Origin of the sequence: Brevibacterium sp. 1718 (assembly GCF_051131255.1) — a bacterium.
In the GTDB taxonomy this organism is placed as follows: Bacteria; Actinomycetota; Actinomycetes; order Actinomycetales; family Brevibacteriaceae; genus Brevibacterium; species Brevibacterium sediminis.
In genome coordinates this window covers 564,688-584,814 of sequence record NZ_CP186550.1, presented here as the reverse complement: position 1 = coordinate 584,814, position 20,127 = coordinate 564,688, and the positions used below count along the sequence as shown (strand labels likewise).

The 20,127-nt window shown below is 64.8% G+C and carries 15 protein-coding genes and 1 riboswitch; of the genes, 4 read left to right on the top strand and 11 right to left on the bottom strand.

The genetic code is table 11. The features are described from left to right. Positions 1-62: 62 nt before the first annotated feature. Positions 63-2,504, bottom strand: a complete 2,442-nt coding sequence (locus tag ACOZ9V_RS02550; protein ID WP_434593309.1) for a thioredoxin domain-containing protein — start codon at positions 2,502-2,504, stop codon at positions 63-65. A 112-nt stretch (positions 2,505-2,616) separates the two neighbouring features. On the opposite strand from ACOZ9V_RS02550, the gene ACOZ9V_RS02545 reads away from it, so the two are divergent. Together ACOZ9V_RS02545 and ACOZ9V_RS02540 are read left to right on the top strand one after the other, a co-directional pair. Then, the gene (locus tag ACOZ9V_RS02545) at positions 2,617-3,660 is read left to right on the top strand and encodes a hypothetical protein (RefSeq protein ID WP_181272484.1); all 1,044 of its coding nucleotides are present in this window, start codon (positions 2,617-2,619) and stop codon (positions 3,658-3,660) included. After that, positions 3,657-4,607: a hypothetical protein gene (locus ACOZ9V_RS02540; protein WP_181272485.1), complete on the top strand. Its 951-nt coding sequence runs from the start codon at positions 3,657-3,659 to the stop codon at positions 4,605-4,607. Before ACOZ9V_RS02545 ends, ACOZ9V_RS02540 begins: the two co-directional genes overlap by 4 nt. Before the next feature lie 27 nt (positions 4,608-4,634). On the opposite strand, the gene ACOZ9V_RS02535 is transcribed toward ACOZ9V_RS02540, so the two are convergent. Continuing rightward, on the bottom strand, positions 4,635-5,495 hold the full coding sequence (locus ACOZ9V_RS02535; protein WP_181272486.1) for a glycerophosphodiester phosphodiesterase: 861 nt from the start codon (positions 5,493-5,495) through the stop codon (positions 4,635-4,637). 338 nt (positions 5,496-5,833) lie between these two features. On the opposite strand from ACOZ9V_RS02535, the gene ACOZ9V_RS02530 reads away from it, so the two are divergent. Both ACOZ9V_RS02530 and ACOZ9V_RS02525 read left to right on the top strand, forming a co-directional pair. Then, complete coding sequence (locus ACOZ9V_RS02530; RefSeq protein WP_181272487.1) at positions 5,834-7,327, top strand: alanine/glycine:cation symporter family protein; 1,494 nt, start codon at positions 5,834-5,836, stop codon at positions 7,325-7,327. A gap of 111 nt (positions 7,328-7,438) precedes the next feature. Beyond that, on the top strand, positions 7,439-7,738 hold the full coding sequence (locus ACOZ9V_RS02525; protein ID WP_434593304.1) for a hypothetical protein: 300 nt from the start codon (positions 7,439-7,441) through the stop codon (positions 7,736-7,738). Between the two features lie 78 nt (positions 7,739-7,816). Here the strand turns inward: ACOZ9V_RS02525 and ACOZ9V_RS02520 are convergent, their stop codons facing one another. The 9 genes from ACOZ9V_RS02520 to ACOZ9V_RS02480 form a co-directional block, all read right to left on the bottom strand. Beyond that, positions 7,817-8,512: a hypothetical protein gene (locus ACOZ9V_RS02520; protein WP_181272489.1), complete on the bottom strand. Its 696-nt coding sequence runs from the start codon at positions 8,510-8,512 to the stop codon at positions 7,817-7,819. Between the two features lie 261 nt (positions 8,513-8,773). Beyond that, positions 8,774-9,181: an ectoine synthase gene (locus ACOZ9V_RS02515; protein ID WP_135810511.1), complete on the bottom strand. Its 408-nt coding sequence runs from the start codon at positions 9,179-9,181 to the stop codon at positions 8,774-8,776. 169 nt (positions 9,182-9,350) lie between these two features. Continuing rightward, complete coding sequence (gene ectB / locus ACOZ9V_RS02510; RefSeq protein WP_181272490.1) at positions 9,351-10,655, bottom strand: diaminobutyrate--2-oxoglutarate transaminase; 1,305 nt, start codon at positions 10,653-10,655, stop codon at positions 9,351-9,353. Between the two features lie 163 nt (positions 10,656-10,818). Continuing rightward, positions 10,819-11,214 (bottom strand): diaminobutyrate acetyltransferase, encoded by a 396-nt coding sequence (ectA, locus tag ACOZ9V_RS02505; protein ID WP_229664249.1) that lies wholly within the window; start codon positions 11,212-11,214, stop codon positions 10,819-10,821. 703 nt (positions 11,215-11,917) lie between these two features. Beyond that, positions 11,918-13,405: an L-serine ammonia-lyase gene (locus tag ACOZ9V_RS02500; RefSeq protein WP_181271241.1), complete on the bottom strand. Its 1,488-nt coding sequence runs from the start codon at positions 13,403-13,405 to the stop codon at positions 11,918-11,920. A 150-nt stretch (positions 13,406-13,555) separates the two neighbouring features. Further along, complete coding sequence (gene gcvH / locus ACOZ9V_RS02495) at positions 13,556-13,954, bottom strand: glycine cleavage system protein GcvH (protein WP_167193660.1); 399 nt, start codon at positions 13,952-13,954, stop codon at positions 13,556-13,558. Positions 13,955-14,066: 112 nt separating this feature from the next. Continuing rightward, positions 14,067-15,329 (bottom strand): glycine cleavage system aminomethyltransferase GcvT, encoded by a 1,263-nt coding sequence (locus ACOZ9V_RS02490; RefSeq protein ID WP_434593297.1) that lies wholly within the window; start codon positions 15,327-15,329, stop codon positions 14,067-14,069. Beyond that, positions 15,329-18,262, bottom strand: a complete 2,934-nt coding sequence (gcvP, locus tag ACOZ9V_RS02485; protein ID WP_434593295.1) for an aminomethyl-transferring glycine dehydrogenase — start codon at positions 18,260-18,262, stop codon at positions 15,329-15,331. Before gcvP ends, ACOZ9V_RS02490 begins: the two co-directional genes overlap by 1 nt. A 129-nt stretch (positions 18,263-18,391) precedes the next feature. After that, positions 18,392-18,507, bottom strand: a riboswitch (glycine riboswitch). Positions 18,508-18,785: 278 nt separating this feature from the next. After that, positions 18,786-20,075 (bottom strand): MFS transporter, encoded by a 1,290-nt coding sequence (locus tag ACOZ9V_RS02480; protein WP_139470402.1) that lies wholly within the window; start codon positions 20,073-20,075, stop codon positions 18,786-18,788. Positions 20,076-20,127 lie beyond the last annotated feature (52 nt).

Sequence of the window (20,127 nt, the reverse complement as noted above, 5' to 3'; positions counted from 1 at the left end):
GAGGCCCACAGTATGCTCGAGCCGCGGAACTCCTCCGTCCGACCTCGCCGGTGCAGCCTTGCCTATCCGTTCAGCAGGGCCATGAGTTCGGCCGGAGCTCCCACTGGCAGCGAGCACGAGGTTCCCCGGCACACGATCGCCGTCCCCGCGGGGACGGCGACCTCCCGACCGTCCGGTCCCGGGACGCCGGTCGAGGCCGTGAGCAGAGTGAGCGACGGATGCCTGGCCGCGATGTTTCGCAGCGCATCGTCGACGGTGGCGACCCGCACGGGAGACAGGGCCCGATCGGCCTGCCACAGCGCGTGTCCGCACCCGCGCGGAGCCTGCCCGGCCAGCGCCCGATAGACCCCAAGCAGCCGATCCCGAACTTCCAACAACCGTCCCGTATCCAGAGCGGCGACCTCACCCGGGAACGCCGCCTCACCCGATGACTCCGATCCATCGGACGTCGCAGCCTCGACACCGAGCTCGGCGAGCAGCAGCACTGCCTCAGCGGCTGCGGATCGTCCCGACGGCACGGTGTTGTCGACGGGATCCGCCGACTTCACGTCGATGATCCCGTCACCGAGCGAATCGACCGCTTCGAGGACCCCGTCGCCCCTTTCGGAGGTGAAGAGGTCAAGCATGGTCGCACCGAGTTCGATCAGATCCTCCACCTTCACCGAGGCGGCGCCGTCCGGCAGCTGTCGGACTGTGATCCCAGCGGTGATGAGTTGAGCCCAATCGGCGAGTCCGCCCCTCCCGGGGCCGGCGACATCGCCGGTGAAGGAGCGCCGCACATCGAGCGCAGCCGAGTCGGACGAGTCCCCCGAAGCGGGTGCACCGCCGGGCTTGAGTCGGTCATGCATCGCCGTCCAGAATCGCACAGCGGTTTCTGCCCACCGCGCCGGGTCCGAGGGCTCGGCGTTCTCTGTGATCGCACCACCGGTCGGCTCCGCACTTCCCGTCGAATCTGCACCCCCCGAATCCTCAGCTCCCGCGCCGGAGTACAGGGCCGCCTCGGCGAGGGCGGTGACGGCCAAGGAATTCCATTCGGTGATGATCTTCTCGTCACGGGCCGGCTGGGATCGGCGAGCGCGCATCTGCTCAAGCGCCTCGCGCTGTCGCTTCGTCGCCTCGATGTCCCACGGCGCGGGGTGCTCCGCATCGAAGGGCACATCCTCCATGCCGAGCCAGTCGATGATCCGCACGGCCGCGACCACCTGGCCGGACAGCTCTTCCCCTGCCGGCGAATCGACGAGTCCGAGAAGACCAGCCTGCCCCGCCTCCGCGAATTCTTCGGGAGTGAACACGTAGGCCGCGCCCTCTTCGGAGACTCCCGCCGAGTTGAGCGAATCCGCATCGAGGGCGGCGATGAATCCGTCATCGGTCGACAGGTCCCTGATCAGGAAGGTCGCGGTATCGGCGATCTCACGTTCGGCCAGGGCGAGCCACTTCGAACCCGAATCCAGGGCGCGTTCGACCTTCGCCCAGGCGACGACGACACGCAGATAGAGGGAGTTGTCGTAGAGCATCTTCTCGAAGTGCGGCACGAACCACTGCCGGTCGACGCTGTAGCGAGCGATCCCGCCGCGCACCTGGTCGCGCATGCCACCGGAAGCGATCCGCGCCAATGTCGAACGCACGGCGATGAGGCAGTCGAGGACGAGTTCACCGGTCAGGTGTCCGTCGGCGCCGAGCCAGCCGAGCCGCCCCTCGGCCCGGACCCGATCCAGCGGGTGCTCCCCGGCCCCTCCCCCGTTCGCCGAGGCGATCCCACCGGTTCCCGGGCGCGCCGAAGCACCGTCGTCCGCCCCCTCACCCGCCGAGGCGGTCCCGCCCAAGCGCACGAACGCCGCGAGGAGCTGCAGGATGTTCATCATCGGTGGGAACTTCGGGGCACCTCCGAACCCACCCCAGGCCGGATCGTACGAATCGAGCAGCGCTGCGGCAGCGGAATCGAGCTCGTCGGGGGTCAGGGACTCCGCGGCCGCCTCGGCGGGGAGCGCACTGGTCACGGCATCGGCCATCTCGGCCAGCCCGCGGTCCATCCGGGCCGTCATCTGATTGACCTCGTCGCGGCGGTCCGTCCACGTCGCCGATACGGCCGAGAGCACCTGCGTGAACGCCGGCAGATTGCCCCGCGGCGCGGGCGGGAAGTAAGTGCCGGCGTAGAAGGGGCTGCCGGCAGGTGTGGCGAAGATCGTCATCGGCCATCCGCCTTGGCCGGTCATCGCCTGCAGGGCGTTCATGTAGTAGGCGTCGATGTCCGGCAGTTCCTCACGGTCGATCTTCACGGGCACGAACCGGTCGTTCATCATCGCCGCGACCGCTTCGTCCTCGAAGGATTCGTGGGCCATGACATGGCACCAATGGCAGGTGGAGTAGCCGATCGAGATGAGGAGGGCGACGTCACGGCGGGCCGCCTCGGCGAGGGTTTCCTTCGTCCACATCCGCCAGTCCACGGGATTGTCGGCGTGCGCGCGCAGGTAAGGGCTGGTCGAGTCGGCGAGTTCGTTCGGCATGCCCCCAGCGTCTCACTTCGAGCGATCGCGTGCGAGGTCATCTTCCGTCGGCCGACCGAGTTCTTCTCACACGAACCGACAAGGAGGCTGGTTTTTATGGGAACATGAGGCCATGACCACCGCACCGAACACGGACGCCCATGACCCGAGAATCGGCCTCGACAGCCGCAGAATGGCCATCACCATCGTTGCCGCCGTCACCTTCCTCGTCACGTGGATCGGCACCGGGCTCCTCGAAGTCAAGGCTCAAGACTCCTACGTGTCGTCACCCGGTCCGAGCCTCCTGCGCCTCGCGCTCATCGCGGTCTCCGGCGCCGCCGCGATCACGATCGCCCGCGGACTTCGCCCGATCCCCCGCAACGTGTTCATTGTCATCACTGTGTTCCTTTGCGCCGTCGAAGCGCTCAAGTCGGTCTTCACCATCGACACGTTCGGCGCCGACACCGGCGTATTGGCCGACAATCCCGCGCTCACCACAGCCCTGGTCACCGTGAGCCTCATCGTGGCGGTGGCTTTCCCGATCGTTGTGGCACTCGCCCTGGCCGCAGTCACGGCCCAACTTGTTCCCGTCGCCGAGGCGGCCGCTCCCGCAGTCCTCTGCCGCCGTTCACGTGCCGCCGCCTTCGGATTGTTCGCTGCGACCGGGATCGTGCTCCTCGTCTGGCTGCTGCGAACCATGTTCGTCGACGCCATGTTCCTGTTCGAGTACGGTGATGCGTTCAATGCTCTGGGCGCAGCGGTCGGGTTCGTCTCCGCCATCGCCGCCCTGCGGGTCGTCGCCGAGTCTCGGTCGCTGCCGGCCGATGAGCCGGCCCTCGGCTCATCTTCTTCCGGCACCACACCGCGATCTGCTCGCACTCTGGCCTTCGTAATCGTCGCCTGCGGACTGCTTCTGTGCCTGGAATCGACCTTGCTCGCCGTCGGTTATCCACCGGTCTCCAGCCTGGGATACACGGGCTGGGTCATCAGCATGTTCGGCCTCGTCCTCGGCAGTCTCGTGCTCGCGGTCCGCACACTCAACTGCGCTCCGACCCATGATGCCCAACCCGGTGACCGTGCCCAGCCCGACGACATCACCCAGTCGGACGACAGCAATGTGGCCAACGACGGTACTGAGGTCGGCAGCAGCGGCAGCGAACGCAGCATGGGGTCATGACCACCGCGGCGCAGCGAGGCGCTGAGGCCATCGCCGACGGAGACTCTGCCGAACGACCTGCACCACTGGGGCCTGGAGACTTCTCACTGACGGTCGTGGCATTTCTCGTGCATTGCCTGTCGTGGACGAGCGCCGCGTTTCTCATCAGCGCCGACGATGTGCACTTCGCGACGAGTCCGGTCCGCGCGTGGGCCCAGTTCGGCATCCTGCTCGTCGCCGGCGCATCGGGGATCGTCCTCCTCCGGACTCTGCCCCTTCATCCGCGCATTGTGCTCAGCGTGATCACCGTACTGCTGTTCGTCCCGTCTGGATTGGCCTCGCTCGTCTCCGCCTCCGCTGGCGACTCGAATGTCGGGCAGGCGATCGCCGTGAATCTCTGGTTACTGCGTCTACTGACGATCGTGGTCTTTCCGCTCATCGTTGCCGTTGTGCTGGCGACGATCCTCGGACGAACCCCAGACTCCGCCAGCCTTGCAAATTCCCACGCCGAGGCGGCCGACCCGACTCCCCAGCTCCCCCGCTACCGCCACGCCTCCTTGGTCTCGGCCACCGTGCTCATCGTCTCTGCTCTCATCATTGCGGTGGGCTTCGCCTTCGAACCGTCCGTGGGCCGTTTCGCCGACGTCCCTGCCTCGATCGCCTTCCTCACCGCCTGCGCGAGTCTCACAGCTTCAACCGCCGGCCTATACAGCTTGTACTCCCTGACGAGAAACTGCATCGCCGACTCAGCAGCGGGATCCCCTCCCCCGCCGAGGATCGCCCAGGTTCTGACTGCAGTCACCGTGGTCTGCGGTATGGCCGCGTTCATGGTCTCCACTTCGAGGATGTTCGGCGACGGAGCTGACCTCTATTTCGGCCCGATCGCCGGACCGGTCGGGATGGGCGGAACGATCATGTCCAGCATTCTGCTCTCTGTCCTCATCATCCGCCAGCCCGCCCATGTCTGAGCCGACGCGGGGCCTATAGAGCCTCCTCTAGAGAGCTTCGACGACCTCGACGAGGCGGTCGGGAGCGTTGGTGATGATGCCGTCGGCGCCGACGTCGATGGCTCGTTCCATCTCGCCGAGGTCGTCGACGGTCCACACCAAGCTGGTCATTCCGAGCTCGTGGATGGCGGTGAGGAAGTCCTCGTCGGCCGCGCAGAATTCGGGGTTGACCTGGTCGACCCAATCCGCGAAGTCCTGGAGCTCGTCCGGGCAGGGTCGGCCGAGCACGCCGACCGGGATCTCCGGGGCGAGCGCGTGGAACTCTTCGACGAATGCCCAGTTCGCGGACTGGACGACGAGCATGCCGGCGGCCAAAGCCCGGTCGAGGTAGTTCGGCACGGTGCGCAGGGCGGACAGGACCGCCTCGGCGATTCCGGGATAGAGCTCGGGGTGCTTGACCTCCAGCAGCAGGCCGGTGCGGGTGTCGTGGGCGAGGGTGAGCACCTCGGCGAGGCGGGGCACGCGGACACCGGCGAATTCCTCGCCCTTCCAGCTTCCGGCGTCGAGTGTGGCGATCTGGGCGGCGTTCATGCCGGCGATGCTGCGGTCTTGACGATTCGGGTACAGGGTGCGGGCGTCGGTGGTGCGATCGACGGTGGTGTCGTGCATGATCACGAGCTCACCGTCGGCGCTCATATGGACGTCGGTTTCGATCATGTCTGCGCCCTGGTCGATGCCGGCGATGAACGCGGGGATCGTGTTCTCCGGCCAATCGGCGGACGCACCTCGGTGTGCGATGACCAGGGGCGGGACCCGAACGCGGGCGGGGTCGATCACGGTGCCGGCCGCGCCGGCGCTGAGGTCGCGGGGCGAGTGATCGGAGGTGGGGGTGGCGAGGGTGATGGGCATTTCAGAACTCCTCCACGGAGACTGCGGGTGGCATTCGGGCGCCGGATCCAACTGCTGCGCGGTGGCCGAACGATGAGTACTAGGCCGCCCAGACTAGGGGGCCCGAGCAAGTTCCGGGTGATGCGCGAGTGGACGGGACATGAATCCTGACGGTGTCGACACTGGCCGTCGCCTGGGCCGATGCTGACTCGGCCGCAGGCCGACGGTGACCTTCAAGCAGGGGCCACTGCCACAGCTGCGGAACCGGAAGTGGCAGACTGGGAGTAACCACGGACGGAGTTCTCGCGTTCCGCACCTCCGATCCTCTCCAGCACAATTGCCGAAGGAGGCGCAGTTCGATGGAGATGCTCCAGAGTGCTTTCGACAGTGTCAGCACCGTATCGTCGTACATCCTCGTGGCTGTTCTCATCCCCACTGGTCTGTATTTCACCATCCGCACGGGAGCGGTGCAGGTCCGCCTGCTGCCCGAGATGTTCCGCACCCTGGTGGAGCCGGGCGGACGGGATTCCGAGGGCAACCGGAACATCTCGCCGTTCCGCGCCTTCTCGATCTCCGCGGCCTCGCGGGTGGGAACGGCGAACATCGCCGGTGTCGCTTTGGCGATCTCGCTCGGTGGACCGGGTGCGATGTTCTGGATGTGGCTGACGGCCATCGTCGGCGGCGCCACGGCCTTCGCCGAATCGGCTCTCGGACAGCTGTACAAGCTCAAGGACGGCCCGAACTTCCGCGGCGGTCCCGCTTATTACATCAAGCACGGGCTGAACATGAAGTGGCTCGGACTGGTCTTCGCCGTCATCGTCGCCATCACCTACGGCATCGTGTTCAACTCGGTGCAGTCGAACTCCATCGTCGACGCCGTCGGGGCATCCTTCGGAGTCGAGAGTTCGGACGGCGTCTTCGCTGCCGTGGCCGGGGCGATCATCGCCGTTGCCGCCTTCGCGATCTTCGCAGGCGGCGCCAAGCGCATCTCGAACATCTCGGCCTATCTGGTGCCGATCATGGCCGGCCTCTACCTCATCGTCGGCATCATCGTCGTGGCGATGAACATCGGTGCTGTGCCGTCGATGATCGCCACGATCGTCACCGACGCGTTCAGCATGGATTCGATCGCCGGTGGAACGCTGGGATCGATCATGCTCATCGGTGTTCAGCGCGGTCTGTTCTCCAATGAGGCCGGTATCGGTTCGGTGCCGAACGCGGCAGCGACCGCATCGGCGTCGCACCCAGCCAAGCAGGGCTTCGTGCAGGCGCTGGGCGTGTACTTCGATACGATCCTCGTCTGCTCGATCACCGCGTTCATCATCCTGCTGTCGAATCCGGAGTACGGCAGCTCTGCCGAGGGCATCCAGCTCACGCAGACGGCGCTGAGCGGTCAGCTCGGACAGTGGGCGATCCACTTCCTCACGCTGGCGATCTTCCTCTTCGCGTTCTCGTCGATCCTCGGCAACTACTACTACGGCGAAGCGAATATCGAGCACCTGACGACGAACCGCGTCGCGCTGCGCGTGTATCAGGTCATCGTCATGGTCTCGGTGTTCATCGGAGCGATCGCGGCCCTCGACCTGGTGTGGACCGCGGCCGATATCTTCATGGCGATCATGGCTCTCATCAACCTCTTCGCCCTGCTGATGCTCTCGCCGTTGGTGTTCTCGCTGCTGAAGAACTACCAGCAACAGCGCAAGGCCGGCTTCGAACCGGTGTTCCGACGCGGCGATCTGCCGACTTATCGGCGCATCAACACCGAAGTCGATGCCTGGGACGGCACCGACGAGGTGACCACAACGAAGTTCTGGCATGACCGCGGCAAGAAGGTTCGCTCCGACAACGAGTGAGGCTGCCGAACAGCAGTCGACAACGCACATCGGGCGCTCCCTTTCGGAGCGCCCGATGTGTATTCATTCCCCAAGATCCGCAGGCAGTCCCCTGACCCTTACGAGGTCCCGATGAGTATCGATCGCGTTGAATTGGCGAAGGCCCTCGCCGAGGCGACCGGATGGTCGGTCTCGGCCGATCCCCACCGTGTGACGTTCACGAATGATGATCCACTACAGGTGGTCATCTGGACCGTTACCGATGCTGAGATCGGGGAACTCCGCTATAACGAGAATCGACGCGCCAAGGGTTACGGTGGCAAGCAGAGCGCTGAGCTCGGAGTCTTGTGGCTTCCGCTCACGGAAGCGTTGGGTCCGCTCGAGGGACCTCGAGGGCATATGAATGGGACAGACTTGACGATTCGCGAGTGACGAAGCAATGAAAGACAGAACGGCTCGAGCAGAGTGCACTGCTCGAGCCGTTCCGAATGGCGGGGTCGTGACTTCTGGTCAGCGCTTGACCGACTTCGATGTCGCCCCGGTGGCCCAGCTGACCTGGCTGAACGTGACACGGTAGTACCGCTTGCTCTTCGACTTCACCTTGTAGACGGCCTTGCCCTTTTTCGCGCTGGCCGTCTTCAGGGTCTTCCACTTGCTGCCGGACTTGACTTGGAACTTCACCTTCGGGTTGTAGTTGACCTTCCCGTAGTGCTCCGGGTGATAGACCTTCGTCGACGAGGTCAGCGTGACCGTGCTTCCCTTGCGCTTTGAGGACAGCGACGCATACGACTTGCCGCGGACGTAGAAGCAGCCCTTTGTGTAGTCCGTGAATGCGTCCCACGAGTGTTCGTTGTCGACGGAAACCTCTGACGGACCGATTCGATATTTGCCGAGCCCGTCGAGACTCGGACAGATCATATTGCGGTCTTTGGTGCTGGGACTCGTGTAGTTTCCGAAGTACGCCTCCGTCGTGTATCCGTATCGGCCTGCAATTTCAGAATCTACCGTCCACGAATCGACGTTCTTCTTGTTGTACTTCAGATAGACGTTGAAGTACTTGCAGTTGTCATTCGAAATGACCATGTTGCTTGCTGAAAGCTTCGTCACGTCGAATGACATAGATGCCGCTTCGGCAGATACGGCAGGACCGATGACGAGAGCAAGAGCGGCAACGGACGCCACGAGGGCGCGCTTGAGGAACTTCATGGAGACTCCAACTGAAGATGGGATGGAAGGGGATGCCTGAGTCGGAGTCAACGAATGTGTAATCGGCAACGAGAAGTCACGAACTTGAAAGTTGTATGACCGAAGATTATCACACCTGCAGTCCGTTCGGCTCCTGTTTAATCGTGCCGTTCAAGCACGCAACTCAACCACGCGCAAAAGACGGCCCGAGCGATAACGCTCGGGCCGCCTCGGCGAGTGAAGCTCAGCCGGTGTCCACCGACTCAGCAATCAGAAGCCGTATCAGTTCGCGGGTGCCGCTTCATCCTCGAGGATGAGAGGGTACACGCCGTTCTCGTCGTGGACCTCTCGGCCGGTGACCGGCGGGTTGAACACGCAGGCCATGCGCAGCTCTTCCTCGGCCACGACGGTGTGCTTCTCGTTTCCGTCGAGCAGGTACATGACGCCATCGTGGAGCGGGTAGACCTTGCCGGTCTCCTCGTCGGTCAGCGTCCCCTTGCCCTGTACGCAGTACACGGCCTCGACGTGGTTCTGGTAGTGGAACGTCGAGGTGGTTCCGGCATAGATCACGGTGTCGTGGAACGAGAATCCGACGCGCTCCTTGCCGAGCACCATGCGGCGTGAGCGCCAGGTCTCGGACTTCACATCGCGGTCGGTGTCGTTGAGGTCATCGCGGTTGACTACGTACATCTGTGGTCCTTTCGCAGAAGGTCGGTGAAAGTGTTCAGGGTGGGCCGCGGACGTCCGTCTCACTTCAACGGCTCCCGTCGGCCCGAGTGGGCGATCGAGCAGGTGAGCTCGAATCCGCCCAAAGCTCGGGCCGGCGCCACAGGTGCGACGCCGGCCCGGCAGAGGTGGGTCAGGCCAGTGCGGCCTTCGCAGCGGCAGGAGCGAACTTGGCCACTCCGGCCTCGATGATGTCCAGGCCCGCCTGCAGATCGCGCGAATCGATCGTCAGCGGCGGCATGATCTTGATGACTTCGTCATCGGCCCCCGAGGTCTCGAGCAGCAGACCGTTCTCGAAGGCATAGGCGGCAACCTTCTCGGCCACCTCGAGGTCTTCGAAGCAGACACCGGCCAGCAGGCCCCGTCCGCGGATCGAAGCGCCTTCGGCCTTTTCGACGATCGTGTCGAGGCGCTGGTGCAGCTCGGCAATGGTGTCGGCGAGCTGGTTCTGGAACTCGTTGTCGGCCCAGAAGGTCTTGATGGCGGCGGTCGCGGTCACGAACGCGGGGTTGTTTCCGCGGAAGGTGCCGTTGTGCTCGCCGGGCTCCCAGACGTCGAGCTCGGGACGGAACAGGGTCAGCGCCAGCGGCAGACCCGAACCGGAGATCGACTTCGACAGGCAGACGATGTCGGGCTCGATACCGGCCTCTTCGAAGCTGAAGAACGAACCGGTACGGCCGCAGCCTGCCTGCACGTCATCGACGATGAGGAGGATGTCATGCTTCTTGCACAGGTCGGACAGTGCGCGCAGCCATTCGGCGCGAGCGGCACGCAGTCCGCCCTCGCCCTGCACGGTCTCGACGATGACAGCGGCGGGCTTGTCGACGCCCGAGCCGGAGTCCTCGAGGACCTTCTCCAGCCACAGGAAATCCGGGACCTCTCCGTCGAAGTAGTCGTCGTACGGGATCTTCGAGCTGTTGGTCAGCGGGATGCCTGCGCCTTCGCGCTTCATCGAGTTGCCAGTCACCGACAGCGATCCCAGCGTCATGCCGTGGAACGCGTTGGTGAACGAGAGCATGTGCTGACGGCCGGTCACCTTGCGAGCAAGCTTGAGAGCCGCCTCGACGGTGTTGGTTCCCGTCGGTCCGGGGAACATGACGGAGTAGTCGAGTCCGCGCGGCTTGAGGATGAGGTCCTGGAAGGTCTGCAGGAACTCACGCTTGGCCGGGGTCTTCATATCCATCGAGTGCAGAACGGCGCCCGACTGCAGGTACTCGATGAGCGGGCCCATCACGACCGGGTTGTTGTGGCCGTAGTTGAGGGCACCGGCACCGGAGAAGAAATCGAGGTACTCGTTGCCGTCCTCGTCCCACTGCTTTGCGCCCTGCGAACGGGCGAAGGTCGCGGGCCAGGAACGGCAGTAGCTGCGCACGGCAGACTCGCGAGTTTCGAAGATGTCGGGCTTGTCAGTGGGTGTGGGCTTAGCGCTTTCAGTCATGACTTGAGTCCTTTCGACTTCTTTAAGTTCTGCGTCTGCATCGGATGCAGTCGCCGAGGCGGTGGCCGCTGCCGCTCACTGCGGGCGATCTCTTCCGCCTCCTGGCACCTGGCGCGTCCACGCCCTTGGAACAGGGGGCCGCGCGGCGCCGGGGTGAGGCTCGTTATAGGGGTGCGATCTCGTAGAGGTACTCGGTGTCGTGGCCGTCCGGGTAGAGGTCCGGGGTGAACAGCGGGCGACGGTCGAATCCGGCGCCGCGCTTCTCAGCGAACGCTTGGAACAGGCGGTTGGACGCCGCATTGTCGTCGGTGATCGTCGTCTCCATGCGGAGAGCGCCGGTCCGGTCGGCCAGTTCATGGAGCATGGTCGATGCGAGTCCGTGTCCACGGAAGTTCTCGTTGACGGCGACCTGCCAGATCATCAGGGTGTCCGGATTCTCCGGACGGGTGTAACCGGTGATGAAGCCGGCGGGTTCTCCGTCGATTCTTGCGATCACCGAGGTGTCCGCGAAGTCGCGGCACCACAGCAGGTACGAGTACGAGGAGTTCAGGTCGAGCACGGCTGTGTCTTTCGCGAGCCGCCATAGATGTTGTCCGTCCTCCAGTTCTGGAGTCCGGACGTCGATTTGCGTCTTCGGTTCAGCGAGTGCGTTAATCACGCCAACAAACCTAACGGGCTGAGATCGAGCGTCAACCTCGAAAGTGCCGATTCCGGGGTACTTCCGCAACGATCGTCCCGAGCTACCTACATGTAACGGACCCGGCTTTCCCCATGGCATCTCTGGGATGTGACGGGGCGCTCCTTCGCGCTCATACCGCGCCAGAGGTTCGTTATCGTTTCGTTACATTTGACTGGAGTTGGAACAAGGGTTCCACGTGTTCCATGTCACTTCGCTTGAATTTGGATAGCAAGGTGTCCTGTTGCCCGAGGTTGCCGTCTGAGGCTCTGCGGGCGGGATCGAGGCGGCTGCGAAGTAGTTCGCGCAGGCGCGAAGGTGTTCGCGCAGCGCCGCCATCAGCCGGATGCTGCGCGCCTGCCACCGCCGACACGAGTTAAGTGTGCGAAGAATGCCGCTTTGAGGCCAATTTTCGGCATTCTTCGCACACTTAACCCTTTCTCCCCGCTGCTTCAGGCCGCTGCAGAGGTACGGAAGTAGATGAGTGCGCAAAGCCGGCTCGAGAGGCCGCGACTCAGGTGAGCGCCGCTTGACTGGCTCCGAACCTCAGACGCACTGACCTCAGCACTCGACGACCCGTCCTGCCTCAGCACTCGACGACGTTGACGGCGAGGCCGCCCATCGCCGTCTCCTTGTACTTCGAGGACATGTCCGCGCCGGTCTGACGCATCGTCTCGATCACTTCGTCGAGGCTGACCCGGTGCTGGCCATCGCCCCACAGCGCCATGCGGGAGGCGTTGATGGCCTTGCCGGCGGCGATCGCATTGCGTTCGATGCAGGGGACCTGCACGAGTCCGGAGATCGGGTCGCAGGTCAGGCCGAGGTTGTGCTCCATCGCGATCTCGGCAGCGTTCTCCACCTGTTCGGGTGTTCCGCCCATCACGGCGGCCAGTCCCCCGGCGGCCATCGACGAGGCGGATCCGACCTCTCCCTGACAGCCCACCTCGGCGCCGGAGATCGACGCCCGCTCCTTGTAGAGGACTCCGATGGCTGCCGCGGTGAGCAGGAAGTCGACGATGGCTCGATGCTTCGCGGACTCGCCGCCTTCCTTGACTGCGGGGACGTAGTTGAGCGCATAGTGCAGCACGGCGGGGATGATGCCGGCCGCCCCATTCGTCGGCGCGGTGACGACGCGGCCTCCCGAGGCGTTCTCCTCGTTCACGGCCATCGCGATGAGGTTGACCCATTCGAGGTAGTAGCCGGGATCCCGGCCGGGGTCCTCGGCCTTGAGTTTGAGGTACCAGTCGTGTGCGCGGCGGCGGACCTTGAGCCCTCCGGGCAGATAACCGGAGCGGTCCAGGGACGCCGAAGCGCATTCCTCCATCACCGAGTAGATGTGGAGCAGTCCGTGCCGGATCTCATCCTCGTCGCGCATCGACAGTTCGTTGGCGTGCATGATCTCGGCGATGGACAGATCGTTCTCGCGGCAGCGCTGAAGCAGCTCGACTCCGGAGTGGAAGGGGTAGGGCAGCTCTTCGTCGTAGGACTCGAGTTCGGCGTCGACGACAGAATCCGCGACCGCGAACTCGACACCCGCGTCTGCACCGCCGCCGTCGGCAGCTGCACCATCCTCGGCGGTCTTCTCTTTCTCCAGGAATTCGGTCTCCGAAGTCACGAATCCGCCGCCGACGGAGTAATAGGTCTCCTCGGCGAGAGTCTCCCCGGCAGCGTCGTAGGCGGTCACGGTCATGGCGTTCGTATGGCGCGGGAGGACGGTCAGCGGTCGTTTGACCATGTCATCCTCGGTGAACTTGAGTTCGACGCCGTTGCCGGTCGAGTCGCCGAGGATGATCGTCCCGGTCTCGGACATCCGTGTTCGCCGGGCGGTCAGTTCGTTGGCTTCGATGAGATCGGGGCGGCAGCCTTCGAGGCCGATGAGGATGGCGTCGAAGGTCCCGTGACCGGCGCCGGTGGCGGCCAGGGAACCGAAAACGTCGACGCGCAGATCCGCCACGGAGCTCAGCGAATCGCTAAGGAGGTCGATGAAGCTCGCGCCGGCACGCATCGGTCCGACGGTGTGGGAGCTCGACGGTCCGATGCCGACCGTGAAGAGGTCGAAGACACTCAATGGCATGGCAATCACTTCGTTTCTGATGAGATGACGACGGGGCCGACCGAACAGCCGTGCACTCACGTGCATGGCAAGCCGATGCCGACGATGTGTCGGCACCGACCTCGACCGACCCCGCTTCAGGGTTTATATCCTCCGCCCGGAGGATGAGGCTCAGAGGGAGTTCGCCTCGGCGTAGCCGGCGGCGTCCATGACTTCGCCGACCTCGGTCACGGCGACCTCGAACAGCCAGCCCTCACCGTAGGGGTCGGAGTTGAGCAGACCGGGTGAGTCCACGGCCGCCTCGTTGATGGTGACGACCTCGCCGGTCACTGGGGTGTAGAGGTCGGACACGGACTTCGTGGATTCGACCTCTCCGCAGGTCTCACCTGCGGTGATGGTGTCACCAACCTCAGGCAGGTCGACGTAGACGACCTCGCCGAGGGCATCGGCGGCGACGGCGGTGATGCCGACCTTGACGGTCTTGCCGACGAGCTCATCGGCAGCGCCGTCGACCCATTCGTGTTCGGCGGAGTAGGTGAAGTTCTGCGGGAGCGGGGGCAGCTGTGCCATATGTCTTCCTTACTGTGACTGCCGCCGGAAGGGGCGGTCACGACGTTGTTGTGCCAGGTGGGACCAGTCTACGAGTCGCCGGTCCCACCAGAATGAATTGTGGGTGAGAGCTTCAGTCGGCCTGGCGCTTGTAGAACGGCAGCTGTGTGACGGTGAAGTCGTGTGCCTTGCCGCGGATGTCCACGGTCACGGCGGTGCCCACCTCGGCGCGGTCCCGATCGATGTAGGCCAGGGCGATCGGGTGGCCGAGCGTCGGCGAGGGCTGACCGGAGGTGACGGTGCCGACCTCAGCGCCGTCGATCGATACGGCGGCTCCGGAGCGGGCGGCGCGGCGTCCTTCCGAACTCAGGCCGACGAGCACGCGCGGCGGTTCGGTCTCTCCGAGCTTCGCCAGCGCCTCACGGGCGAAGAAGTCGTCCTTCGTGTTGAACCCGATCATCCGGCCCATTCCCGCATCGTACGGGGTGGTGTTCTGATCGAGTTCGTTGCCGTAGAGCGGCATTCCGGCTTCGAGGCGCAGCGAATCGCGTGCAGCCAGACCGCAGGGAACGAGTCCGTAGTCCGCACCCGAAGTCACGAGCGTGTTCCACAGGCGGGAGGCGCCGATGTTGGGGACGTAGAGCTCGAACCCGTCCTCACCGGTGTATCCGGTGCGGGCGAGCATGAGGTCGATCCCGGCGATCGTCAGCGGCATCCACGCGTAGTACTTGAGTTCGCGCACCGACTGACCGATGGTGATCTTCGCATCCCCCGCCGAGGTGGCTCCCCCGTTGGCATCGTCGGTGACCTGGGCTTTCGCCTGGTCACCGGCGCCGGTGCGGGGTCCGAATTCGCCTTGGCCGGATTCGTCGAGGGCGCGCAGGATGATCGCCTCCGAGTTCGGTCCCTGCACGGCGATGAGTGCGGTGGCGTCGGATTCGTCTGTCAGGTGCACATCGGAGCCGGGTGCGACGGTCTGCACGAACTGGTGCACGCGTTCCTTGAGCGCGGCGACCACGGTGGGCGTGTTCGAGGCGTTGGGGACGATGAGGAACTCTTCGTCGCCGATGCGGTAGGTGATGAGGTCGTCGAGCAGGCCGCCTGACTCGTTGACGATGACTCCGTACTTGGCCTTGCCGATCTTCATCTTCGAGTACTTCGCGACGAGCGCGTAGTCGAGGAATGCGGCGGCGTCGGTTCCGCTGATACGCACCTCTCCCATGTGGGAGAGGTCGAAGAGGCCTGCGGCCTCACGCACGGCACGGTGTTCGGCGAGTTCCGAACCGTACTTCAGCGGCATGTCCCAGCCGCCGAAGTCGGTGAACGAGGCACCGAGCTCGGCGTGGATGCCGTGCAGCGGGGTCTCTTTCGGTGTGTTCGCGGTCGTATCGGTCATCACTTGTCCTCTTCCTCGAACTCTTCGAAGGCCACTGGCGGCGGGCAGGAGCACACCAGGTTGCGGTCGCCGTAGGCTCCGTCGATGCGGCTGACCGGCGGGAAGTACTTCGTGAGGCGCAGCCCGGGAACGGGGAACACCGCGGTCTCGCGGCTGTACTTGCCGTCCCAGTCGTCCATCACCGCGGTCGCTGGGTGCGGTGCGAGGGCCAGCGGCGACTCTTCGTAGGTATACGACTTGCCGATCTCGTCGATCTCGGCGCGGATGGTGCGCATGGCCTCGACGAAGCGGTCGAGCTCGTCCTTGTCCTCGGACTCGGTGGGTTCGACCATGAGGGTGCCGGGCACCGGGAAGGCCAGGGTCGGGGCGTGGAAGCCGAAGTCGACGAGGCGCTTGCAGACATCCTCGGCGGTGACTCCCGTCGCCGAGGTGATCGCGCGGAGGTCGAGGATTGTTTCGTGGCCGACGAGTCCGTTCTCTCCCGAGTAGAGGATCGGGTAGACGTCGCCGAGCTTCTTCGCCAGGTAGTTCGCACCGAGCAGAGCCGAGCGCGAGGCTTCGCGCAGTCCTTCGGCACCCATGAGTTCGAGGTAGGCGAAGCTGATGGGCAGGACTCCTGCGGAGCCGAACATCGATGCGGAGATCGGCAGCTCCTTGGCATCCGGGTCACCGGCGACGAGCTCCGGCAGCGTGGCATCGCCGGGCAGGTACGGAGCGAGGTGTTCGCGCACCGCCACAGGGCCGACTCCGGGGCCGCCTCCTCCGTGGGGGATGCAGAAGGTCTTGTGCAGGTTGAGGTGGGAGACGTCGCCGCCGAATTCGCCGGGCTTGGCGAGTCCGACCATGGCGTTGAGGTTCGCACCGTCGACGTAGACCTGCCCGCCGGCGGCATGGACCTTGTCGCAGACCTCGCGGATCTGCGGTTCGAAGACACCGTGGGTCGACGGGTAGGTGATCATGATGCCGGCGATCTTGCCTTCGTGCTTGGCGATCTTCGCATCGAGGTCGTCCATGTCCACGGAGCCGTCATCGGCCGTCGCGACGACCTGCACCTGGAGTCCGGCGAGCACCGCGGAGGCGGCGTTCGTGCCGTGCGCGGACTGCGGGATGAGCACGACGGTGCGGGCATCTTCACCATTGGCCACATGGTAGGCGCGGATGGCGAGCAGTCCGGCCAGCTCACCCTGCGAGCCTGCGTTGGGTTGCAGGGACACGCGGTCGTAGCCGGTGACCTCGACGAGGGAGTCCTCGAGGCGGCCGATGAGTGCGCGCCACCCCTGGGTCTGTTCGACGGGGGCGAAGGGGTGGATGGAGGCGAATTCCGGCCAGGTGATGGGTTCCATCTCGGCGGCGGCGTTGAGCTTCATCGTGCACGAGCCCAGCGGAATCATCGTCCGGTCGAGTGCGAGGTCACGGTCGGCCAGGGTGCGCAGGTAGCGCATCATCGAGGTCTCGGAGCCGTGGGCGCTGAAGACGGGGTGGGTGAGGAATTCGGTGTCCCGGTGGAACGACGCCGCGAATGCGGGTTCCGGCACGGCGTTGGCTCCGAAGGTTCCTGCCGAGGCGGCTTCAAAGTCGTCCGCGTCGACCCGGGCAAAGATGCCGAGGGCCTCGAGCAGGCCGTTGGCATCGGCGACGGTGTGGGGTTCGCCGAAGGAGACGCCGACGGTGGTGTTGTCGATGACGCGGATGTTGTATCCGGCCTGGTCGGCGACGTAGCGGGCGGCTTCGGCATCGGCCACGCGCAGGGCCACGGTGTCGAAGAATTCCCAGGTGAGCACCTCGGCGCCGGGGGCGGTGTCCGCGGCACCTGCGAACGCGTGGGCGAGGCGGTGGACGCGGGAGGCGATGCGGGTCAGACCGACCGGGCCGTGGTAGACGGCGTACATGGAGGCGACGTTGGCGAGCAGCGCCTGCGCGGTGCAGATGTTCGATGTCGCCTTCTGGCGGCGGATGTGCTGTTCACGGGTCTGCAGGGCCAGGCGGTAGCCGGGCTTGCCCTGGGCGTCCTTGGACACTCCGACGAGGCGGCCGGGCAGCTGGCGCTGGAGTCCGGACTTCACGGCCATGAAGCCGGCGTGGGGGCCGCCGAAGAACAGGGGCACACCGAAGCGCTGGGCCGAGCCGACCGCGATGTCCGCACCCTGGGAGGCGCAGTCCTTGAGCAGAGTCAGGGCCAGTAGGTCGGCGTCGAAGGTGACGAGCGCACCGCGGTCGTGTGCTCCGTCGACGGCTTCGGTGAAGTCGCGGATGGCTCCGGTGGTGCCGGGCTGGGCGCAGACGATGCCGAAGATGTCTTCGCCGACGAGGCCCTCGGCGAGGTCGGCGACGGTGACGCGGAAGTCCATAGCCTTCGCCCGGGCGCGGACGACGGCGATGGTCTGCGGGTGGAGTTCGGAGTCGAGGACGACGGTTGTCCCCTTCTTCACGGCTCGACGCATGAGCAGGACCGCCTCGGCGACGGCGGTGGCCTCATCGAGGAGGGAGGCATTGGCGATGTCGAGGCCGGTGAGGTCCTGGACGACCTGCTGGAAGTTCAGCAGCGCTTCGAGCCGGCCCTGGGAGATCTCGGGCTGGTACGGGGTGTAGGCGGTGTACCAGGCGGGGTTCTCGACGAGGTTGCGGCGGATGACGGCCGGGGTGATCGTGTCGTAGTAGCCCTGGCCGATGAGCTGGGTGCGCATGACGTTCTGTTCGGCGAGGTCGCGCAGGTCGCCCAGCACATCGAATTCGGAGCGGCCGGCGGGCAGGTTGAGCTCTTCGTTCTGGATGGATTCCGGGACGGCAGCGGAAGAGAGCGCTTCCAGGGAGTCATAGCCGAGTTCGGCGAGCATGGCCTGCACGTCGTCGGCGCGGGGGCCGATGTGGCGGTCGGAGAAGGGGCGCGCGGTGTCCCCTGTTGCCTGCGTCGTATGGGCGAGTGAACTGGTCAATTGCCGTCCTTGGGTCGGTGTCGCGCCCACCGAATTGGAGGACGCAGCGATCGCTGAGTGTCCTCCCCGATCTGTCGGATGTGTGGTCGCACCGCACGTGTGCGGCGAACTCGCGTCCTTCAGATATGCCTGCAATCGGTGGTACTGGGCCTGAGAGTTTCCCGGGGAGGGAATTGCACCTACGGCGCTGCTCGGAAGCCCGGCTCGATTCGGCCCGACTGCGGCAGCTCTCCCACGTCTTGTCTTAGCGGCGTATGAAGTTATGTGCAGAACCAGTTGGGCCTCTGAAGCCCCCGGCTGAGACTGCGCCTCCGATTCTAGTGAATGAAATCACCCCCGACAAACCCCCTGCTGGCCCCCTCGCTGTGGCCACTCTTCCAACCGCCGCGAGGACCAGCTCCCCACGGCAGCTCGTCTGTGACTCCAATGCAGAAATAGGTCGCTATCGGATACTTTCCTTGCTCAGAAGTATCCGATAGCGACCTAGATTCGCCGAGGCGGCGCTGCGGTCCCGCCGCGATGTTCAGATCGCGTTGAGGTCCTTGCCCTTAGTCTCGGGCAGCTTGACCACGGCGACGATCGTTGCCAAGCAGAGCAGGACCACCCAGCCGCTGGAGAGCCAGCTGAGGTCGAGCGAGTTGAACAGTCCATTGAGATATGGTGCCGTTCCGCCGAACACAGCCACAGAGACCGAGTAGGCGAAGCCGATTCCCTGGGTGCGGACCTTCGTCGGGAAGGCCTCGGACAGGACTGCCGACAACAAGGCTCCTGCCATCGAGACCACGAGCAGTGCCAGCGTCGACGCAACGAACAACGTCCAGCCGGTGTCCGTGATCATGCCCATGAGCGGATACTGCAGGATCGCCATGAGCACTCCGAAGCCGATGAGCACCGGCCGACGACCGATCCGGTCGGAGAGGAATCCCCAGAAGGGCAGCGACGCGAGTGCGATGATCTGCGCACCGACGGTCGCCCAGTAAGCGGTCTGCGCATCCATACCGCGCTCGGTGATCGCCAAGGTCGACGCGTACGACGTCCAGGTGTAGTGAGCCGCGGTGATACCGGAGGTCATGAGCACGACGAGGACGATCGCACGGGCCACGCGGCCGCGATCCAGCGGGGTCGGGTCGACAACTTCTTCCGCTTCATCGGCTTCGAAGACATCGCTTTCGACCATTCCGCGCCGCATCCACAGCGCGACGAGCGCGAGCAGACCGCCGAGCGCGAACGGAATCCTCCATGCCCAGTCGGAAACTGCCGCCTCGGAGAAGACGTTCGTGATCACGCCCCCAATCGTGTAAGCGACGACCGAACCGCCGAAGATGGCGACGAAGACGATTGAGCCCCAGAAACCGCGCTTGTGGGCCGGAGCGATCTCAGCGATATAGGAGTTCGCCGTTGCCGACTCCCCTCCGTGGGCGAAGCCCTGTGCCACTCGGATGAGAAGGAGGATGAGTGAGGCGAAGACGCCGATCTGACCATAGGTCGGCAGCACGGCGATGAGGAACGAACCGCCTGCCATGATGAGCATCGTGACGATGAGAACGAACTTGCGCCCCTTCACATCGGCGATCTTCCCGAACACGATGCCGCCCAGGGGTCTCATGAGGAACCCGACGGCGAAGACGCCGAGGGTCGCGAGGACGGAGGAGACTGTGTCCTCGCTGTTGAACATCGCGGCGGCGATGAAGGGCGTGAACACCGCGTAGGCGCTCCACTCGTACCATTCGAGGATATTGCCGATGGTGCTCGCGACGACGGATCGCCGTTTCAGCTGCAGAGGCACCTTTGTCTCTGCGATCGTATCGGTCATGGCTTCCTTTCCACTGCTTCATTGGAGGTGGTGATGCTGTATATCTCTGTGG